18 protein-coding genes are annotated in these 18848 nt (G+C 70.3%); all 18 read right to left on the bottom strand.

Annotated elements, in window-relative coordinates:
- Window positions 1–41: 41 nt before the first annotated feature.
- The 18 genes from pyrF to H5399_RS08850 are packed head-to-tail and all read right to left on the bottom strand — an operon-like array spanning window position 42 to window position 18818.
- Window positions 42–851 (bottom strand): orotidine-5'-phosphate decarboxylase, encoded by an 810-nt coding sequence (pyrF, locus tag H5399_RS08935; protein ID WP_182782709.1) that lies wholly within the window; start codon window positions 849–851, stop codon window positions 42–44.
- Window positions 848–1906 carry a quinone-dependent dihydroorotate dehydrogenase gene (locus tag H5399_RS08930; RefSeq protein ID WP_182782708.1) on the bottom strand — a complete coding sequence of 353 codons (1059 nt, stop codon included), beginning with the start codon at window positions 1904–1906 and terminating at the stop codon, window positions 848–850. Before H5399_RS08930 ends, pyrF begins: the two co-directional genes overlap by 4 nt.
- Entirely contained in the window at window positions 1903–5205 is a 3303-nt protein-coding gene (carB, locus tag H5399_RS08925; protein WP_182782707.1) for a carbamoyl-phosphate synthase large subunit, read from the bottom strand. The genes H5399_RS08930 and carB overlap by 4 nt, the downstream gene beginning before the upstream one ends.
- Entirely contained in the window at window positions 5205–6329 is a 1125-nt protein-coding gene (gene carA / locus H5399_RS08920) for a glutamine-hydrolyzing carbamoyl-phosphate synthase small subunit (protein WP_182782706.1), read from the bottom strand. Before carA ends, carB begins: the two co-directional genes overlap by 1 nt.
- An 18-nt stretch (window positions 6330–6347) precedes the next feature.
- Window positions 6348–6773 (bottom strand): transcription antitermination factor NusB, encoded by a 426-nt coding sequence (gene nusB, locus H5399_RS08915; protein ID WP_182782705.1) that lies wholly within the window; start codon window positions 6771–6773, stop codon window positions 6348–6350.
- Window positions 6773–7336, bottom strand: a complete 564-nt coding sequence (efp, locus tag H5399_RS08910) for an elongation factor P (RefSeq protein WP_182782704.1) — start codon at window positions 7334–7336, stop codon at window positions 6773–6775. Before efp ends, nusB begins: the two co-directional genes overlap by 1 nt.
- Before the next feature lie 52 nt (window positions 7337–7388).
- A complete protein-coding gene (locus tag H5399_RS08905) occupies window positions 7389–8351 on the bottom strand; it encodes a hypothetical protein (protein WP_182782703.1) in 963 nt (320 codons plus the stop codon).
- Window positions 8348–8977 (bottom strand): hypothetical protein, encoded by a 630-nt coding sequence (locus H5399_RS08900; protein WP_182782702.1) that lies wholly within the window; start codon window positions 8975–8977, stop codon window positions 8348–8350. Before H5399_RS08900 ends, H5399_RS08905 begins: the two co-directional genes overlap by 4 nt.
- Window positions 8978–8981: 4 nt before the next feature.
- Window positions 8982–10055, bottom strand: coding sequence for a 3-dehydroquinate synthase (gene aroB / locus H5399_RS08895; RefSeq protein WP_182782701.1), 1074 nt, complete (start codon window positions 10053–10055; stop codon window positions 8982–8984).
- A complete protein-coding gene (locus tag H5399_RS08890; RefSeq protein ID WP_182782700.1) occupies window positions 10052–10549 on the bottom strand; it encodes a shikimate kinase in 498 nt (165 codons plus the stop codon). Before H5399_RS08890 ends, aroB begins: the two co-directional genes overlap by 4 nt.
- A complete protein-coding gene (aroC, locus tag H5399_RS08885; protein WP_182782699.1) occupies window positions 10546–11742 on the bottom strand; it encodes a chorismate synthase in 1197 nt (398 codons plus the stop codon). The genes H5399_RS08890 and aroC overlap by 4 nt, the downstream gene beginning before the upstream one ends.
- A 13-nt stretch (window positions 11743–11755) precedes the next feature.
- On the bottom strand, window positions 11756–12577 hold the full coding sequence (locus tag H5399_RS08880) for a shikimate dehydrogenase (RefSeq protein WP_182782698.1): 822 nt from the start codon (window positions 12575–12577) through the stop codon (window positions 11756–11758).
- On the bottom strand, window positions 12571–13686 hold the full coding sequence (gene mltG, locus H5399_RS08875) for an endolytic transglycosylase MltG (protein ID WP_182782697.1): 1116 nt from the start codon (window positions 13684–13686) through the stop codon (window positions 12571–12573). Before mltG ends, H5399_RS08880 begins: the two co-directional genes overlap by 7 nt.
- Window positions 13683–14144 (bottom strand): Holliday junction resolvase RuvX, encoded by a 462-nt coding sequence (gene ruvX, locus H5399_RS08870; RefSeq protein WP_182782696.1) that lies wholly within the window; start codon window positions 14142–14144, stop codon window positions 13683–13685. The genes mltG and ruvX overlap by 4 nt, the downstream gene beginning before the upstream one ends.
- Window positions 14137–16788, bottom strand: a complete 2652-nt coding sequence (gene alaS, locus H5399_RS08865; RefSeq protein ID WP_182782695.1) for an alanine--tRNA ligase — start codon at window positions 16786–16788, stop codon at window positions 14137–14139. The genes ruvX and alaS overlap by 8 nt, the downstream gene beginning before the upstream one ends.
- A gap of 19 nt (window positions 16789–16807) precedes the next feature.
- The gene (locus H5399_RS08860) at window positions 16808–17041 is read right to left on the bottom strand and encodes a twin-arginine translocase TatA/TatE family subunit (RefSeq protein ID WP_182782694.1); all 234 of its coding nucleotides are present in this window, start codon (window positions 17039–17041) and stop codon (window positions 16808–16810) included.
- On the bottom strand, window positions 17038–17412 hold the full coding sequence (locus H5399_RS08855) for a DUF948 domain-containing protein (RefSeq protein ID WP_182782693.1): 375 nt from the start codon (window positions 17410–17412) through the stop codon (window positions 17038–17040). The genes H5399_RS08860 and H5399_RS08855 overlap by 4 nt, the downstream gene beginning before the upstream one ends.
- Window positions 17409–18818 (bottom strand): replication-associated recombination protein A, encoded by a 1410-nt coding sequence (locus H5399_RS08850; RefSeq protein WP_182782692.1) that lies wholly within the window; start codon window positions 18816–18818, stop codon window positions 17409–17411. The genes H5399_RS08855 and H5399_RS08850 overlap by 4 nt, the downstream gene beginning before the upstream one ends.
- Between the last annotated feature and the right edge of the window lie 30 nt (window positions 18819–18848).

The following is an 18848-nucleotide window of genomic DNA, read 5'->3' as shown; positions in this document are numbered from 1 at the left end:
TACCGCGCAGCGGCTCGCCGCGACGCGAAATTGCCGACGAATCAGGTCAGCGCGGCGGTCGATTCGAGCAGCCGCTCAAGGCGCCCGGACAGGGCCGCCTCCCCCGCTCCGATGACCTCGCGGCTCGCCGTCGGCAGCACGTGGCCGAGCGCCCGCCCGAACGTGGACCGCAGCCCCTCGATGGTGCCCCCCTGTGCGCCGATGCCGGGCACCAGGATGGAGGCGTTGAAGTGGTCCAGGCGGCAGCCGAGCTCTGCATGGGTGCCCCCGACCACCAGCCCAACCGCGTGGTCTGCCGTGGGGTTCAGCCCCGCGACCGTGTCCACCACGTGCTGGGCGACGCTGACATCCCCGCTGCGCGCCAGCTGGATGGGGGCCCCGTCGGGGTTGGAGGTGCGGGCCAGCACGTAGAGCCCCTGACCGCCCGCGACGGCGGCGTCGATGGCCGGCCGAAGCGCGCCCACCCCCAGATAGGGGTTCAGCGTGATCGCGTCGGCGCGGGTGGGGGCGTCGTCACCGAGGAACGCGGCGGCGTAGCCGGCCATGGATGATCCGATATCGCCACGCTTGACATCAAGGATGCTGAGCGCCCCGGCGTCGCGGATGTCGCTGAGCACCCGCTCCAGGACCGCGACCCCGCGCGATCCGAACGCCTCGAAGAACGCCGACTGCGGCTTGAACACCGCCACCCGTCCGCCGAGGACCGCCACGATCCCGCGCGCGCAGCGCTCCAGGCCGGACAGGTCGTGCGGCAGGCCCCAGGCATCCAGGACGCTGGGCATCGGGTCGATCCCGACGCACAGCCGGCCGCGCTCGGCGGTGGCGGCGGCGAGGCTGGCGGCATAGGTCACTGTGTGGTCCTCTCCAGTTGCTGCAGGGCGCGCACGAGCGCCACGCCCTCGTAGATGAACCCGGTGTACAGCTGCAGGAGGGTGGCCCCGGCGTCAAACATGCGGGCCCCGTCGCGCGGGCTCATCACCCCGCCGACTCCCATCACCGGGAGCGCCGTCGACGAGGCCAGCCGCTGGACGAAGCCGAGCGCCTTGGCGGTCAGTGGTGCGCCGCTGAGGCCTCCCGCCTCGCGAGCCAGGTGGGCGTCCTCCGGGGCGAGGCTGTCGCGGGCCAGCGTGGTGTTGGTGGCGATGACTCCGGCGGCAGCTGAGTCGTTGAGCACGGCCAGGGTCTCGGTGAGGTCCGGGCCGGTGAGGTCCGGTGCCAGCTTGACGAAGATCGGAACCGGGCGCGCGGGATCCAGCACGGCCGCCTCGTCGGTCAATGCCCGCAGGAGTGCCGACAGCTCGGTGGCGGCCTGCAGGCTGCGCAGCCCCGGCGTGTTGGGGCTGGAGACGTTGACGGCCACGTAATCGGCGAGCGGGGCCAGGAGCCGCAACGAGGAGAGGTAGTCGTCGACGGCGTGGTCCAGCTCGACCACCTTTGACTTGCCGATCGAGATCCCCAACGGGATCCCCAGCGCCCCGTTGCCGCGCGCCACGCCTTTGGCGCGGAGGGTGTCCGCCAGCGCCGCGGCCCCGTGGTTGTTGAAGCCCATCCGGTTGACGATCCCGCGCGACGCCACCGCCCGGAAGACCCGGGGCTTCGGGTTGCCCGGCTGGGGCAGCGCTGTGACGGTGCCGAGCTCGGCGAATCCGAACCCCAACCAGGACCATGCCTGGGCGGCCGCACCGTCCTTGTCCAGGCCGGCCGCCACGCCGACCCGGTTGGGGAACCTGACGCCGGACACCGTCACGGGATCCGCGACGGTGGCGCGCCGGCCGGCGGGCACCCGGGCGAGCAGGGCGATCATGTCCTCGTGGACCCGCTCCGGGTCCCCTCCCGCGTAGCGGAACAGCCCCGCCCGTAGGGCGTGGTAGCCGACACGAAGCGCCCGCGTGCCCGGCGAGGTCACCTGCGGGCCCAGTCCTGCAGCGAGCGGACGTCCACCTCGCCGCGCTGGAGCGCCTCAATGCCCTGGGTGGCGGCGGCCAGGCCCGGGACGGTGGTGACGACAGGAACGTCCGCGAGCACCGCGGCTGTGCGGATGAGGTAACCGTCCTCACGTGTGCTGGCGCCCGAGGAGGAGCCCTCCGGGGTGTTGAAGATGAGGTCGATCCCGCCGGAGGTGATCAGGTCGACGATGCTCGGCCTGTCGTCGCCCTCGATCATCTCGGAGAGCTTGAGCACCTCTTCGGCGGCCACGCCGTTGCGGCGCAGCACCGAGGCGGTGCCTTTGGTGGCGAGCACCTGGAAGCCCAGGTCCACCAGCCGCTTGATGGGCCAGATCGCGTGACGCTTGTCGCGGTCCGCGATGGAGACGAACAGCTTTCCGGAGGTGGGCAGCGGACCGCCACCCGCGTCCTGCGACTTCGCGTAGGCGGTGCCGAAGTTGTCCGACAGGCCCATCACCTCACCGGTGGAGCGCATCTCGGGGCCGAGCAGCGTGTCGACGAAAGCGCCCGTGGCGGTGCGGAAGCGGTTGAACGGCATCACGGCCTCCTTGACCGCGATGGGGGCGCCTGGCAGGGGCGTGGACCCGTCCCCCTCTGCCCTGAGCTTCCCGTCGGCCCTCAGCTCGGCGATGGTGCGGCCGAGCATGATGAGGGCCGCCGCCTTCGCCAGCGCCGTGTTGGTGGCCTTGGACACGAACGGCACCGTGCGCGACGCGCGGGGATTGGCCTCCAACACGTAGAGGGTGTCGGCGTGCAGAGCGAACTGGATGTTGAGCAGGCCGCGCACCCCTACGCCGTCGGCGATGGCGAGGGTGTGGTGCCGGATCTGGTCGATGATCGCGTCGCCCAGCGTGATCGGGGGCAGCGCGCAGGCGGAGTCGCCCGAGTGGATGCCCGCCTCCTCGATGTGCTCCATGATGCCGCCGATGTACAGCTCGGTGCCGTCGTAGAGTGCGTCGACGTCGATCTCCACGGCGTCGTCCAGGAAGCGGTCCACCAGGACCGGCTGGTTCTCGTTGACGTCGGTGGCCTTGTCGATGTAGCTCTCAAGCGCGTCGTCGGAGTAGACGATCTGCATGCCACGGCCGCCCAGCACGTAGCTGGGCCGCACCAGAACCGGGTAGCCGATCTCGCCGGCGATGGCCTTGGCCTCCTCAGCAGTGGTGGCCATGCCGTGCTTCGGGGCGGCGAGCCCGGCCCGCGCCAGCACCCGCCCGAACGCGCCCCGCTCCTCAGCCAGGTGGATGGCCTCCGGGGAGGTGCCCACGATCGGCACCCCGGCGTCCTTGAGGGTCTGGGCCAGCTTGAGCGGCGTCTGCCCGCCGAGCTGGCAGATGACGCCCGCCACCGGGCCGGCCTTCAGCTCCGCGTGGTAGATCTCCAGCACGTCCTCGGCGGTCAGCGGCTCGAAGTAGAGGCGGTCCGAGGTGTCGTAGTCGGTCGAGACCGTCTCCGGGTTGCAGTTGACCATCACCGTCTCGTAGCCGGCCTCGCGGAGCGCCATGGTGGCGTGCACGCACGAGTAGTCGAACTCGATGCCCTGGCCGATGCGGTTGGGGCCGGAGCCCAGGATGAGCACCGCCTCCTTGGTGCGGGGCGGCACCTCCGTCTCCTCGTCGTAGGAGGAGTACATGTAGGGGGTCGAGGCCGCGAACTCGGCCGCGCAGGTGTCCACCGATTTGTAGACGGGCCGGATACCCAACGCCCAGCGCACACCGCGCACCACCTCGGTGCTGAGGTTGCGCAGCGAGGCCACTTGGGGATCGGAGAGGCCGTGGCGCTTGGCGTAGCGCAGCACCTCCGGGGTGAGCTCGGGCGCCGCCTGCACCTCGCGGGCCACGTCCAGGATGAGGGCCATCTGGTCCAGGAACCATGGGTCGATCTTCGTGGCCGTGAACACCTGCTCCACGCTGGCACCGGCGCGGAGCGCCTGCATGACGAGCTGGATGCGGCCGTCGGTGGGCTTCGATGCGAGCGCGAGCAGCTCGTCGACGTCCCGCAGGGGGGCGGTGAAGTCGAACGGCGCCGTGGGGTCCTCCAGGGACCGCAGGGCCTTGCCCAGCGCCTCGGTGAAGTTGCGGCCGATGCCCATCGCCTCGCCCACGGACTTCATGTGGGTAGTGAGGATGGGGTCTGCCGCCGGGAACTTCTCGAACGCGAACCGGGGCATCTTGACGATGACGTAGTCCAGGCTGGGCTCGAAGCTGGCGGGCGTTTCGAGGGTGATGTCGTTGGGGATCTCGTCGAGGGTGTAACCCACCGCGACCTTGGCCGCGATCTTGGCGATCGGGAAGCCGGTGGCCTTCGACGCCAAGGCCGAGGAGCGCGACACCCGAGGGTTCATCTCGATCACGATCATGCGTCCGTCGTCGGGGTTGACGGCGAACTGGATGTTGCAGCCGCCCGTGTCCACCCCGACGGCGCGGATCACGCCGATGGCCACGTCGCGCATGCGCTGGTACTCGCGGTCCGTCAGCGTCATCGCCGGCGCCACGGTGATGGAGTCGCCGGTGTGGACGCCCATCGGGTCGAAGTTCTCGATGGAGCAGATGATGACGACGTTGTCGGCCTTGTCGCGCATCACCTCCAGCTCGTACTCCTTCCACCCGAGGATGGATTCCTCGATGAGGACCTCCGTCACCGGCGAGGCGGACAGGCCTGCGCCGGCGATCTGGCGCAGCTCCGACTCGTCGTGGGCGAAGCCCGAGCCGACGCCGCCCATGGTGAAGCTGGGCCGCACCACGACCGGGTAGCCGAGCACCTCGGCGGCGGCCAGCACCTCGTCCATCGAGTGGCAGATCTGCGACTTGGCCACCTCCGGCACACCGCCGGGGATGTCGGTCATCGAGACGACGATCTCCTTGAACCGCTCCCTGTCCTCGCCCTTCTGGATGGCGTCGATCGAGGCGCCGATCAGCTCCACGCCGTACCTGGCCAGCACCCCGTTGTCGTGCAGCGACACGGCGGTGTTGAGCGCGGTCTGGCCGCCTAGAGTGGCCAGCACCGCGTCCGGGCGCTCCTTGGCGATGACCCTCTCGACGAACTCCGGCGTGATGGGCTCGACGTAGGTGGCGTCGGCGAAGTCCGGGTCAGTCATGATGGTGGCCGGGTTGGAGTTGACCAGGATGACGCGGAACCCCTCCTCGCGCAGTACCCGGCAGGCCTGCGTGCCGGAATAGTCGAACTCACAGGCCTGCCCGATGACGATCGGGCCGGAGCCGATGACGAGGATCGAGGAGATGTCGGTGCGACGGGGCATCAGGCGTCCTTTGCTTTCATGACGTCGACGAAACGGTCGAAGAGGTAGTTGGCGTCGTGCGGGCCGGCGGCGGCCTCGGGGTGGTACTGCACGGAGAAGGCCGTCAGGCGGCCGTCGCGGTGCAGCTCAAGGCCCTCCACCACATCGTCGTTGAGGCACACGTGGCTGACCGTGGCCTGGCCGTAGGGCGTTTCCGCAGCCCCCTCCAGGGGCGCGTCGACGGCGAAGCCGTGGTTGTGCGCCGTGACCTCGACCTTCCCCGTGGTGCGGTCCATCACGGGCTGGTTGATGCCGCGGTGGCCGAACTTCAGCTTGTAGGTGCCCAGCCCGAGGGCGCGCCCGAACAGCTGATTACCGAAGCAGATGCCGAAGTACGGGATGCCGGCGTCGAGAACCTGCCGCAGCACGGAGACCGGCCCGTCAGCGGTGGCGGGATCGCCTGGGCCGTTGGAGAAGAAGACGCCATCGGGGTTGAGGGCGCGGATCTGCTCGAAGGTGGTGTGTGCCGGCACGACGTGGACGTCCAGACCCCGGGCCGCGAGCTGCACCGGCGTCATGGACTTGATGCCCAGGTCAACCGCCACGACGGTGAACCGGCGCTGCCCCACCGCGGGGACCAGGTAGGGCTCAGCCGTGGTGACGTCCGCGGTGAGGTCGCGGCCCGCCATCTGCGGCTGCTGCACCACCCGGGCGAGCAGCTCGCCGGCGTCGGCCGTCAGGGTGGAGATGCCCACGCGCATGGCGCCGCGGTCGCGGATGTGGCGGGTCAGCGCACGGGTGTCGATGTCACTGATGCCGACGACCCGCTGGGCGTCGAGCTCAGCGTCGAGGCTGCGCCGCGACCGCCAGTTGGAGGGACGCGGCGACGGGTCGCGCACGATGTATCCGGCCACCCAGATGCGGCCCGACTCGTCGTCCTCGTCGTTCCACCCGGTGTTGCCGATGTGGGGGGCGGTGGCGAGCACCACCTGTCCCCGGTAGCTGGGATCGGTCAGGGTCTCCTGGTAGCCGGACATGCCGGTCGAGAAGACCAGCTCGCCGAAGGTCTCACCAGTGGCGCCGAAGGACCGGCCACGAAACACGCGCCCATCCTCCAATACCAGAATCGCAGGAAGGGAACTCATGCGCACCTCGCTTGTTAGTCAGTTCGTGGTCGGCTTGGCCGCCAGGGCCGTGGAGAGCAGGCCGTTGAGGAAGGCCGGTGATTCGTCGGTGGACAGGTCCCCCGCGAGGCGGACGGCCTCCGAGATGACCGCCGCCGGCGGGACGTCCGAGTAGTCGAGTTCGTAGATGGCGATCCGGGCCAGGTTACGGTCCACGGCCGGCATCCGTTCAAGAGGCCATCCGTCGGAGGTGCACTGCGAGATCCTCCGGTCGATGTCACGCAGGTGTTCGGCGACGCCCAGGACGATCCGGGTGGTGAGCTCGCGCGTCACCCCGCCGGAGAGTGACCGCTGTTCGGTGAACGTTTCGGCCAGCGAGTCCCCGCGCAGCTCCGCCTGGAACAGGATGTCCAGGGCAGCCTTGCGGGCCTTCGTCTGGGCCGTGTAGTGGGGCGCCGTGACCACTAGGAGCTGACGCGGCCCTGGTAGGAGCCGTCTCGGGTGTCAACCTTGATGCGCTCGCCGGTGGTGATGAACAGCGGCACCTGGATGACCTTGCCGGTCTCCAGCGTGGCGGGCTTGGTGCCACCGGTGGAGCGGTCCCCCTGCAGGCCGGGCTCGGTGTAGGTGACCTCGAGCTCGACGGCGGCCGGCAGCTCCACGAACAGGGGGGTGCCCTCGTGGGTGGCGACGACGGCCGTCTGGTTCTCCAGCAGGTAGTCCTTGGCCTCGCCCAGCGTCTCCACGGAGACGTGGAACTGCTCGAATGAGGTGTTGTCCATGAAGACGTAGTCATCACCGTCCAGATACAGGTACTGCATCTCGCGGCGGTCCACGGTGGCGGTGTCGACCTTGGTGTCGGAGTTGAACGTCCGGTCGATGATCTTGCCGGTCATCACGTGCTTGAGCTTCGAACGCACCACCGTGTTGCCCTTGCCCGGCTTGTGGTGCTGGAACCACAGCACCTGCCACAGCTGACCGTCGAGGTCGAGCACCGTTCCGTTCTTCAGGTCGTTGGTTGACGCCATGCAGGGGTCTCCTTCGCGGGTTCTTCGGGGGCTGTCAGGCCAACGCGGAAGTCTACCCGACGCCGCTGGGATGTTCCCCATCGTGCCCGAGGGTCGAGAGGATGGCCACCACCTCGTCGCGGGTGGTCTCGGCGTGGGTCCGGCCGTCGGCCCCCATCGCCCGCCGCCCGAAGTAGGCCTCCCCGCCGTCGTGGCGCATGTCGCCGATGGTGCGCAACGTCACCCGTCCCTCGCGCTTCGCCCGTCCCCACGAGGACAACGGGGCAGTGGGCCACCGCCCGGAGAAGGCGACCGAACCGATCAACTGCACGCGGTCCTGGGCGCCGATGAGGTGCCACAGGTGCTCGATCCGGTCCAGGCCGGGTTCGTCGCCGAAGACACCTCCGATCGAGATCACCGACACGGGGACCCCGGCTCGGCTGAGGAACCAGGCCGCCCCGAGCGACATCTGGGCGCCGCCGGAGTAGCCGACAAGGACCACCGGCCGACCGCTGCCTGGCCGGTAGCCGTGGCGTTGCAACGACCGCCAGATCTCCTGCGCAAGCCCGATGTTGTGTGCTGGGCCGTAGCGCGGGTCCGCGGAGATCAGCACGTACAGCACGTTGCGCAGGTTGATCAGGAAGTGGAGGATCCTGATCCGACGCGCGCGGCGCCCGTGGTCCAGCCAAGACCAAAGCCGCACCGTGGTGCGCTGCAGCAGGCCCCGGTTGTCCACGGAATAGGGGAAGACGTCCGAGACCACGGTGACTTCGGGGAGCGCCTCGTCCAGGGTGACCAGCCAGGAGCTTTCGCGATCCAGGAGCCGGTTGCCGCCCACATCGCCGATCCCCGACAGGTAGACAAGATGCGCACGCGCCCCGTCCTCGGCGGGCACGATCTCGCGGGGCAACTCCTCGAACGTGCGCCTCAGCTCCGCCTCGCCCCTGTCGGCCCACCACCGCGCGGACTCGAGCGGCGACAGCAGGGCGAGCACCACGAGTGCGATCAGCAGGATCCCGACCACCCACTCGATCACGGCCTGCCCCCGTCGGCTTCGATCGGCATCAGCGGGGTGCCGGCCAGGATGTCGCGGGAGGTCACCATGGTGGGTCGCCCGGTGGCGAGCGTCCAGAGCTTCGACCCCAGCCAGCTCACCGGCGCCTTGAGCAACCGAGACGCCATCTGCATGATGATCCACCCCGCCAGGCTCACTCCCAGCGCCAGCGGCAGCCTGATGTCGAAGGCGGCGCTCACCCCGACGACCAGCACCAGGTAGCCCCACGCCTCCAGCGCGCGGCCGATGAACAGCCCGACGTGCGGGAGCGCCGTGACCACGGCGAACACCTGTGGGGCCAGGGACAGCAGCCCGACGATGACCAGGGGCACGAACGGCAGCGGGCGGCCCAGGACCAGGCTGGCGACGACCCAGGTGATGGAGACCTGCAGGAGCCGCAGCGTCGCCAGCACGGTGGCGTTGAGCAGGAGGGTGGACAGCAGCCGGAGGCCGCCGATGCGGTTGAGCGTCAGGACCGCGCTGTAGCCCAGCATCGTCGACAGGCCCGCCAATGCCGCGACTCCGATCGCGGCCCATGCGCCGGCCCCGGCGAGGCCGGCCGGGCTCAGCGTGAGCGCCGCGGTCAGGGCATCCAGGACGTCGACCATGGGTTCAGCCGAGCTCGCGGTAGGCGGCGCTGAGCACGTCCTCGGGCGGGTCGTCGATGATCCTGGGACTGCCCAGCGCCTCCAGGCCCACCAGGCGGAGCCGCGAGCCCCGGGCCTTCTTGTCGAGGCTCATCAGCTCGCGCAGCCTCGGGTAGGCGTCGGGCTGGTAGCGCAGCGGGAGGCCGAGGCCGCCGAGCAGCTCGTCGTGCAGGCCCACGGCCTCCGCGGGCAGGCCGAGGATCTCCCGCGACACCCGCCCCACCCACGCCATGCCCACGCTGATCGCGTCGCCGTGCCGCCAGGAGAAGTGCGCGTGCGCCTCGATGGCGTGCCCGAGGGTGTGGCCGTAGTTGAGCGCCTCCCGGCCGACGCGGGCCCCCGTCGAGGTGGCCTCGCGGAAGTCGACGGCCACGACGGTGGCCTTCACCGCGACCGCGCGCTCCACCAGCTCGGCGAAGCGCGCGCCGGCGACGTCGGCGCTGTCGGCCAGGTCCTCGGAGGCGAGCTCCAGGATGCGGGCATCGGCGATGAAGCCACACTTGACCACTTCGGCGAGGCCGGCCCGGACGTCGCGGGAGGGGAGGGTGTCCAGCAGGGCCAGGTCGCACAGAACGGCGCGCGGCTCGTAGAAGGACCCCACAAGGTTCTTACCCGCACCGAGGTTGATCCCGGTCTTCCCGCCGACGGCGGCGTCCACCATCGCCAGCACGGTCGTCGGCACGCTCACGTAGGCCACGCCGCGCAGCCAGGTGGCGGCGACGAATCCCGCCAGGTCCGTGGTGGTGCCGCCGCCCACTCCGACGATGAGGTCGTTGCGGGTGAGTCCGGCCGCAGCCACCGCGTCCCAGCATCTGGCCAGTACTTCGGGTGTCTTGGCCCGCTCCGCGTCCGGGACCTCGATCAGGGTGACCGGAACCTCGAGGCGGAGCGCGATGTCCCGGGCGGTGGCGGAGACGGACGGTGCGTGGATCAGAGCCACGCGGTCCGCGTCGCGTAGCAGGCCTGGCAGCCGGTCGACGGCGCCGCGTTCGATGTGCACGTCGTAGGGGCCCAGCGCGGAATCGACGCGGACGCTCACGGGGCACCCCGCTCCGCGGCCAGGGTGTCTGCCAGCTCGGAGCTTCCGCGGCCGTCGGTGTCGAGGATCTGGGTGGCGAGCGCCTCGTAGACGGGGGTGCGCTCGCGCAGCAGCTCGATCAACCTGCCGCGCACGTTGCCGAGAAGGAGCGGCCGGACCGTGTTCATGCCCACGCGCCTGGTGGCCTGGCCGATGGAGACCTTGAGCCAGATCACGTCGTGCCCGTCGAGTGCCTGGCGGATGGCCGGGTTCATCACCGCTCCCCCGCCCAGCGCGATCACGTCGTAGGTCTGGAGCAGCTCAAGGGTGGCGTCCTGCTCGAGCGCACGGAAGTGCGCCTCGCCCTCGTCGGCGAAGATCTCCGCCACGGGCTTGCCCACGACCTCCTCGATGCGCTGGTCCACGTCGACGAAGGTCTTCCCGAGCTTCTTGGCCAGGCGTCGACCAACCGTGGACTTGCCGGCGCCGGGTGCGCCGATGAGCACGATGGTCATCGGTCGATCCTGAGCCCGCGCGCCGCGACATCGGCCAGGTAGCCGTCGGCGTTGCGGCGGGTCTCACCCACCGAGTCTCCGCCGAACTTCTCCAGCACCGCCTCGGCGAGGACCAGTGCCACCATCGCCTCGGCGACCACCCCCGCCGCGGGGACGGCGCAGACGTCGGAGCGCTGGTGGTGCGCGGCGGCGGCCTCGCCGGTGGAGGTGTCGATGGTGCGCAGGGCCCTGGGCACGGTGGCGATGGGCTTCATGGCGGCCCGCACCCGCAGCACCTCGCCGGTGGACATGCCGCCCTCCGTGCCGCCGGAGTGGTGGGTGGCTCGCTGGATTCCGTCCGCGCGCGGCAGGATCTCGTCGTGGGCGGCCGAGCCCCGGCGGCGCGCCAGGCCGAAGCCGTCTCCCAGCTCGACTCCCTTGATGGCCTGGATGCCCATCAGCGCGCCGGCGAGGCGCGCGTCGAGGCGGCGGTCTCCCTGGGAGTGCGAGCCCAGGCCTGGGGGCAGCCCCCAGGCCACCACCTCCACCACGCCGCCGAGGGTGTCGCCGTCGCGGTGGCACGCCTCCACCTCCGCCAGCATCGCCTGGGCGGCCTCCGGGTCGAAGCAGCGCGTGGGGTCCGCGTCGATCGCGGCCAGATCCGATGCGGTGGGCAGGTCGGCACGGGTGGCCCGGACGGGGCCGAGTTCGACGACGTGGCTCAGCACCTCGATGCCCAGCGCCTGGCGCAGGAAGGCCTGGGCGACGGTGCCGAGCGCCACCCGCGCCGCAGTCTCCCGGGCGGAGGCGCGTTCGAGGATGGGCCGGGCCTCGTCGAAGTCGTACTTCTGCATGCCCGCGAGGTCCGCGTGCCCGGGGCGGGGCCGGGTGAGCGGGGCGTTGCGGGCCAGGGCCGCGAGTTCGTCGGCGTCCACCTCACCGGGGGCCATCACCTGCTGCCACTTGGGCCACTCGGTGTTGCCGACCATGATGGCGATCGGTGAGCCCATCGTCTCCCCGTGGCGGAAGCCTCCCAGGAGGGTCACCTCGTCCGCCTCGAACTTCATCCGGGCACCCCGGCCCACTCCGAGCCGGCGGCGGGCCAGGTTCGTGGAGATCTCGTCGACGCCCACGCGCACGTGGGCGGGGATGCCCTCCATGGTCGCGATGAGCGCTTGGCCGTGGGACTCGCCGGCGGTGAGGTAACGAAGCATGCGCGCCATTGTGTCAGAGACCGGCGCGGCGCCTCAGTTCCTGCTCGGCGGCGGACCGGCACGCCTCGAAGCTCACGCGGGCGCCGGTCAGGAGGAAGAACTGGTCCACCGCCTGACCCGCCAACAGGTCCAGACCGTTCAACGCGACGCGTCCTGCCGTGGCGGCCGCCTCACCCAGGGGCGTCGGCCATGGGTCGTAGACAGCGTCGAAAATCACCTTCGCCGCCCCGGCCAGGGCGGGGGCGTGCGGCCTCGTGGCGGCGGCGGGGATGGTGTTGGCGAGCAGATCCACATCGACGGGGGCCTCGTCCAGGCCGTGTACCTCGGCGAAGACCCCCAGGGTGGCAGCCAGTTCCAGGATCCCGGCGGCGCGCTCCGGGCGTCTGGCCAGGATCCGCACCTCCCGGATGCCGAGCCCGGCCAGCGCCAGGAGGATCGAGCGGGCGGTGGCGCCGTTGCCGAGGATGGCTGCCGTGGTGGGCGAGTCCAGCCCATGCGCACGCCACGCGCGGACGAAGCCGGGCACGTCGGTGTTGAACACCCGCGCACCCTCGCCGCCGAAAACGATCGTGTTGCCCGCGCCCAGCAGCCGGGTGGGCTCGTCGGCCTCCCCGAAGGCGAGGATGGCCTCCTTGTGCGGGGCGGTCACGCTCAGGCCCGCCCAGACCGGATCCTGGATCCGCGCCCGGACGAAGCCGTCAAGCTCCGCGGGGGGAACGCTGTAGGCCTCGTAGGCCCACACCAGTGAGTTCGCTTCATAGCCGGCGCGGTGGATGGCCGGCGAGAGCGAGTGCCCGGCCGGATCCCCGATCACCCCGCAGCGTCTCCTCAGCATCGGCCCGTGTTGGCCTGACACCACGCCTGGAAGAGCGCGACGTTGGCGTTGTGCTCCTCGAGCGTGTCCGCGAAGCGGGTCTCGCCCGTGTCCAGGTCCACCGTCACGAAGAACAGGGAGGCGATGTCTGCCGGGGCCAGCGCCGCCTCCAAAGCCGTCTGGCCAGGGTTGCTGATCGGTCCCGGCGGGAGGCCGGTGTTGAGGTAGGTGTTGTAGGGCGACTCGGTGGCCCGGTCCTCGGCCGTGGTGGTGACCCGGCCGGACTTCCCCACCGCGTAATGGACGGTGGAGTCCATCTGAAGCGGCATTCCCTGCTCCAGGCGGTTGTAGATGACGGCCGCCACCTTCGGCTGATCCTCAGCCTGGTTGACCTCGCTGGCGATGATCGAGGCGATGGTCACCACGCTGAGGGGTTCCACCGCCATCTCGGCAGCGCGTCCCTCCAGGCTGATCGCCTCGGCGATGACGTTGAACTGCTTCACCTGACTGGCGAGGATGGCCGCCGCCTGAGGTGGCTCCTGCACCGCGTAGGTCGAGGGGAAGAGGAAACCCTCCAGCCTTCCAGCGGCATAGGCAGGGAGCGGGAAGGCGCTGGTGTCCGTGGCCGCCGCGGTGAGCTCTTCCGCGGTGAGCCCCGTCTTCTCGGTGATGTAGGAGATCTGTTCGAGGGTCGTGGTTCCCTCCGGCAGCGTCACCATCAGGCGCTGCTGGTTGGCTGGATCCAGCAGCATGTCGAACGCGGTCTGGGCAGGCAGCTGCGTCTTCAGGTTGAAGCGGCCTGCCTGCAGCTGGTTCGACTCGCCGCTGCGCTGGGCCACCTGCCGGAAGGTGCGGGTGGACTTCACCACGTCCGCCTCCACCAGGAGGTCGCCGATCTGGGTGATGGTGGCACCGCTGGGGATGACGACCTGCACCGGCTCCAGGCCCTCGCCGAGGTAGTCGTCCTCGGTGCGCCAGGCGATGTAGGCGTCGTTGACCTTGTCGTAGACGAACCAGCCGCCGCCCACCAGGACCGCGAGCGACAGCAGCACGGCGAACGCGCTGCGGCCGTAGTAACCGATCTTGCGCCAGTTCAGCGCGCTGTCGTTGTCGACCAAACGTGGGCTCACGATTCCTCCTTCAGCGCGGGCTCCCCGACCGGTGCCCCCTGGCGCTCCTCGGCGTCGATGGCCCTCTGGAGGATCTCGACGGCCGCGGCCTGATCGATCACGCTGCGCTGGTGCTTGGCCCGGCGGCCCGCGCTCCCCAGACTACGTGATGCCGACACCGTGCTCATCCGCTCGTCGACGAGCAGCACCGGGATGGGAGAGACAGCCGCGGCCAAGGCTGCTGCCTTCGCCGAGACGTACTCGGCGGCCAGGGCGTGAGTCCCGGCGAGCGTCAGCGGAAGCCCGATGTAGACAACGTCGGCGTCGTGCTCAGCGATCAGGGCCGCGAGCCTGCGCAACTCGTCGGGACCGGCGACGACCGTCTCGACGGGATAGGCGAAGGAGGTGCGCCGGTTGCTGGCCGCCACACCGATCCGTGCCTTGCCCCAGTCGATGCCCAGCCTGGCGCCCTCAGGCACGCGTCTCCAGGGCTCGCCGCACAGCGGCGATCGCCTCGGGGGCCGCCGACGGGTTCGTGCCGCCGCCCTGGGCGAGGTCGTCCTTGCCGCCGCCCTTACCGCCCAGCGCCGCGCACGCGACTCCGATCAGCTGGCCGGCCCGCAGCCCGAGTCCGCGCGCCGCGTCGTTGGTGGCGACGATGGCGCTCGGCTTGTCAGTCCCGCCCACGAGCGCCACCACCGCGGCGGCCGAACCCAGGCGTTCGCGCAGGTCCAGCGTCAGGGTGCGCAGGTCCGCGCCCGCGACACCGGGCACCTCGAGTCCGAGGAACCGCACGCCGGCGACGTCCTGCACGCGCTCGGCCAGCGACGACGCGGTGGCAAGCAGGCGCTCCGAGTTGAGAGCGGCGATGTGCTTCTCCGCCTCCTTCAGCTGGGCGACGAGGCGCTCCACCCTCCCGACGAGCTGGTCAGGCTGAACCCGCAGGGTGTCGGTCAGCTGCGAGACCAGCGCCCGCTCGGCCGCGAACTTCGCGAACGCGTCGTGGGCCACCAGGGCCTCCACCCGCCGGACACCCGAGCCGATCGAGGACTCGGTGAGGAGGTTGAGCACGCCGATCTCGGCTGTGGTGGCCACGTGGGTGCCGCCGCACAGCTCACGCGACCATGGGCCGGAGAGCTCCACCATGCGCACCATCGGGGGGTACTTCTCGCCGAACATGGCCATGGCGCCCAGCGCCTTGGCCTGCTCCAGCGGCATCTGCTGCGCTGTGACGGCGAAGTTGTCCGCGATGGCCTGGTTGGCGCGGGCCTCCACCTCGGACTTCAGCTGCTCGGAGAGCCCCTTGGCCGAGGAGAAGTCGAAGCGCATGTAGCCGGGCTTGTTGTAGGACCCGGCCTGGGTGGCGGTGGGGCCGACCAGCTCCCGCAGCGCCGCGTGCACGATGTGGGTGGCCGTGTGGGCCTGGCTGGCGCCGTGCCTGGCTGCGGCGTCGACCCGCGCGTCCGCGGCGGAGCCGAGGGTGAGTTCCCCGAAGACCTCCACGCGGTGCACCGTCAACCCGGGCACGGGCTTCTGGACGTCGAGGACCTCCAGTGTGAAGCCCTCCCCGACGATGGTGCCGCGGTCCGCGTCCTGGCCTCCGGCCTCAGCGTAGAAGGGGGTCTCCTCTAGCACGATCTCGACGGTGGTGCCGTCGAGGGCTCTGTCAGCTGCGGTCCCGCCCGCGATGATGCCGCGGATGCGGGTGGAGACGTCGAGGTCTGTGTAGCCGAGGAACGGTACCTCGCCGCGGTCGCGCTGCGCCCGGTACGCGTCCATGGAGGTGGCCGCGCCCTTCTTGGCCTTCGCGTCGGCCCGAGCGCGCTCCTTCTGCTCCTTCATGAGCTCGTCGAACTTCGCCCGGTCCACGCTCAGGCCCTGTTCGGAGGCCATCTCCATGGTCAGATCGATCGGGAAGCCGTAGGTGTCGTGCAGCTGGAACGCCTGGGGCCCGGCCAGCGACGACGCCGCGCGTCCCTTGGCCTCGGCGACCGCCGTGTCGAACATGACCGTGCCGGCTTGGAGGGTGCGGCGGAAGGACTCCTCCTCCGCTGCCGCGGCCTGGGACACGCGGGTCCAGTTCTCGTCGATTTCGGGGTAGGAGACGCGCATGAGATCCCGCGACACCGGCAGCAGCTCACCCAACACTGGATCGCCGACGCCGAGGAGGCGCATGGAGCGGATCACCCGGCGCAGCAGGCGGCGAAGCACGTAGCCGCGCGCCTCGTTGCCGGGGGTGACGCCGTCGGTCATCAACATGAGGGAGGACCGCACGTGGTCCGCCACCACGCGGAAGCGCACGTCGTCTGCCGGGTCCGCGCCGTAAGCGCGCCCGGAGAGCTCGGCGGCCTTGGCGATGACCGGGAACACCTCGTCGATCTCGTACATGTTGGCCACCCCCTGCTTGAGGAGGGCGACGCGCTCAAGGCCGGAGCCGGTGTCGATGTTCTGGCTGGGCAGGGGCCGGAGGACGTCGAAGTCGTCCTTCTTGCGCACCGCGGAGAGCTCCTCCTGCTGGAAGACGAGATTCCAGATCTCGAGGAAGCGGTCCTCGTCCGCCTCGGGCCCGCCGTCGGCGCCGAAGGCCGGTCCGCGATCGATGTAGATCTCGGAGCAGGGCCCACCGGGGCCGGGGACGCCCATGTGCCAGTAGTTGTCCTTCAGGCCACGCTCCTGGATGTGCTCGCGGGGCACGCCCACCTGCTGCCAGAGGTCGATGGTCTCCTGATCGCCGTAGAGCGCGGTCACCCACACCTTGTCCGGGTCGAAGCCCCAGCAGCCGTCGGCCTCGGAACCGGTGACCAGCTGCCAGGCGTAGTTGATGGCGCCTTCCTTGAAGTAGTCGCCGAACGCGAAGTTGCCCAGCATCTGGAAGAACGTGCCGTGTCGGGTGGTCTTGCCCACCTCGTCGATGTCCAGCGTCCGGACGCACTTCTGCGACGACACGGCCCGCTTGAACGGTGCAGGCTCGTCCCCGAGGAAGTACGGCTTGAAGGGAACCATGCCTGCGTTGACGAACAGCAGCGTGGGGTCGTTGTAGAGCAGCGACGCGCTGGGCACCACCGTGTGGCCGTTCGCGGCGAAGAAGTCGACGAAACGGCTCCGGATCTCGGAGGTCTTCATTGAGGGGTCCCTTGAGTGGTCAGTGGGTGGTGGCGGGGATGTTGAGCTCGTGGCGGAGCTCGGCCTCGCGCTGGGACATGGCGGTGCGGAATGTCCCCATGAAGTCACCGAAGCTTGCTGCGGCTTCGTGACCCTTTTCGACGACCTGCTCCTGGACGCCCTTGGGGGTCAGCCGATGGAGCAGTTCTTTGCCGCGGAGCATCAGGAAGACGGCCAGCCCGGCGCCGACGATGATCCAGAACAGGCGGCTCATTTCTTCTTCCGTCCCTGGAAGGCCTTGCGGATGCCGTAGCTGAAGGCAGCTGTCTTGACGAGCGGGCCGCCGAGGGTGGCCGCGAACAGGGTGGACATCTGGGCGGCGTTCTCGGTGACCACCGTGGCGTGACCGGAGGCCTTGCTCACGTCGTCGGTCACCAGGCTGAGCTTGGCGAGCTCCTCGTTGGTGGCCACGACGGTGCCCTTGAGCTCCTGCAGGATGGGCACCGAGTTGTGGCCGACGTCGCGCACCGTCAGGCGCGCCTCGTCCAGCACGCGGCTCAGCTTGAGCAGCGGCACGGCCAACAGTGCCACCAGCACGCACAGCGCGATCGCGGCGATCAGAGCGGCGATGTCTCCAACGGTCATGGTCCTGTCCTCCTTGGATCTACGGACGGCGTAACTCTAGCCGACGGCTCTCCCGCCAGCAGCCCGCGCAGCAGCGAGACGCGCTCAGCGATGGCGGCCTCCTGGCCGTGGGCCGTGGGCCAGTAGTACTCGGTGCCCTCAAGGTCCTCGGGCAGGTAGGCCTGGGCGACGACGCCGTGCGGGAAGTCGTGCGGGTAGCGGTAGCCCTGGCCGTGGCCCAGCTTCTCCGCACCGGCGTAGTGGGCGTCGCGGAGGTGGGCGGGGACGAGCCCGCCCTTGCCGCGCCTGACGTCTGCGATGGCCTCGTCGAGAGCGAGATAGGCCGCGTTGGACTTCGGCGCGGTGGCCGCCGCGACCGTGGCGTGCGCCAGGGTGATCCGAGCCTCCGGCATCCCCAGCAGCTGCACGGACTGGGCGGCCGCCACACACGTCTGCAGCACCCCCGAGGCGGCCATGCCGATGTCCTCCGAGGCGGAGATCATCAGCCGCCTCGCGATGAAGCGGGGGTCCTCGCCGGCCTCCAGCATGCGGGCCAGGTAGTGCAGCGCCGCGTCGACGTCCGAGCCCCTGATGGACTTGATGAACGCCGAGATGATGTCGTAGTGCTGGTCCCCGTCGCGGTCGTAGCGCACGGCCGCCCTGTCCGCGGAGGACTCGACGGCGGCCTCGTCGATCTCCTCTCGTCCCAGGGCGACAGCGGCCGCGGCGGACTCCTCCAGGTAGGTCAACGCGCGCCGCGCGTCACCGCCGGAGAGCCGGAGGATGAGGTCCCTGCCCTCGCCGGTCAACACGAACGGCTCCCCCGAGGCGCGACGGAGCCCGCGCTCGTCGGTCAACGCCCGATCGAGCAACGCGCCCAGGTCTGCGGCGGTGAGTGGCTGGAGCCGCAGCAGCAGCGAACGCGACAGCAGCGGCGAGATGACCGAGAACGAGGGGTTCTCAGTGGTGGCGGCGATCAGGGTGACCAGCCGGTTCTCCACCGCCGGCAGCAGCACGTCCTGTTGCGCCTTGGAGAAGCGGTGCACCTCGTCGACGAACAGCACCGTGGCGTGCCCACGGGCCAGTTCCCGGCGGGCGGTCTCCAGCTCGGCGCGGACCTCCTTGACGCCGGCGGTGACGGCGGACAGCTCGACGAAGCGGCGGTTCGTGGCCTGCGAGACCACGGAGGCGATGGTCGTCTTCCCCACCCCGGGGGGTCCCCAGAGGAACACCGACATCGGTTGACCGTCGGCCAACCGCCTCAGGGGTGAGCCCGCCGCGAGGAGCTGCTGCTGCCCGACGATCTCGTCCAGGGTCCGCGGCCGCAGCCGCACGGCGAGCGGCGCCTGCGGGTTGGTGGCGTCGCTCAGCGAGCCGCCACGGGCGGGCGGGGTAGGGTCCGGGTTGCCGAAAAGGTCGAAGCTCATCGCCCGCCACTCTAGCCCGGCCGAGTTTGT

It is taken from the genome of Tessaracoccus sp. MC1627, assembly GCF_014164725.1.
Classification (GTDB): domain Bacteria; phylum Actinomycetota; class Actinomycetes; order Propionibacteriales; family Propionibacteriaceae; genus Arachnia.
This window is presented reverse-complemented; position numbering and strand designations above follow the sequence as displayed.

Bases quoted from the DNA above. Each gene is read 5' to 3' on its own strand.
- carB (WP_182782707.1), bottom strand. From the start codon at position 5,205: ATGCCCCGTCGCACCGACATCTCCTCGATCCTCGTCATCGGCTCCGGC.
- carA (WP_182782706.1), bottom strand. From the start codon at position 6,329: ATGAGTTCCCTTCCTGCGATTCTGGTATTGGAGGATGGGCGCGTGTTT.
- efp (WP_182782704.1), bottom strand. From the start codon at position 7,336: ATGGCGTCAACCAACGACCTGAAGAACGGAACGGTGCTCGACCTCGAC.
- H5399_RS08900 (WP_182782702.1), bottom strand. From the start codon at position 8,977: ATGGTCGACGTCCTGGATGCCCTGACCGCGGCGCTCACGCTGAGCCCG.
- H5399_RS08890 (WP_182782700.1), bottom strand. From the start codon at position 10,549: ATGACCATCGTGCTCATCGGCGCACCCGGCGCCGGCAAGTCCACGGTT.
- aroC (WP_182782699.1), bottom strand. From the start codon at position 11,742: ATGCTTCGTTACCTCACCGCCGGCGAGTCCCACGGCCAAGCGCTCATC.
- H5399_RS08880 (WP_182782698.1), bottom strand. From the start codon at position 12,577: ATGCTGAGGAGACGCTGCGGGGTGATCGGGGATCCGGCCGGGCACTCG.
- alaS (WP_182782695.1), bottom strand. From the start codon at position 16,788: ATGAAGACCTCCGAGATCCGGAGCCGTTTCGTCGACTTCTTCGCCGCG.
- H5399_RS08860 (WP_182782694.1), bottom strand. From the start codon at position 17,041: ATGAGCCGCCTGTTCTGGATCATCGTCGGCGCCGGGCTGGCCGTCTTC.
- H5399_RS08855 (WP_182782693.1), bottom strand. From the start codon at position 17,412: ATGACCGTTGGAGACATCGCCGCTCTGATCGCCGCGATCGCGCTGTGC.
- H5399_RS08850 (WP_182782692.1), bottom strand. From the start codon at position 18,818: ATGAGCTTCGACCTTTTCGGCAACCCGGACCCTACCCCGCCCGCCCGT.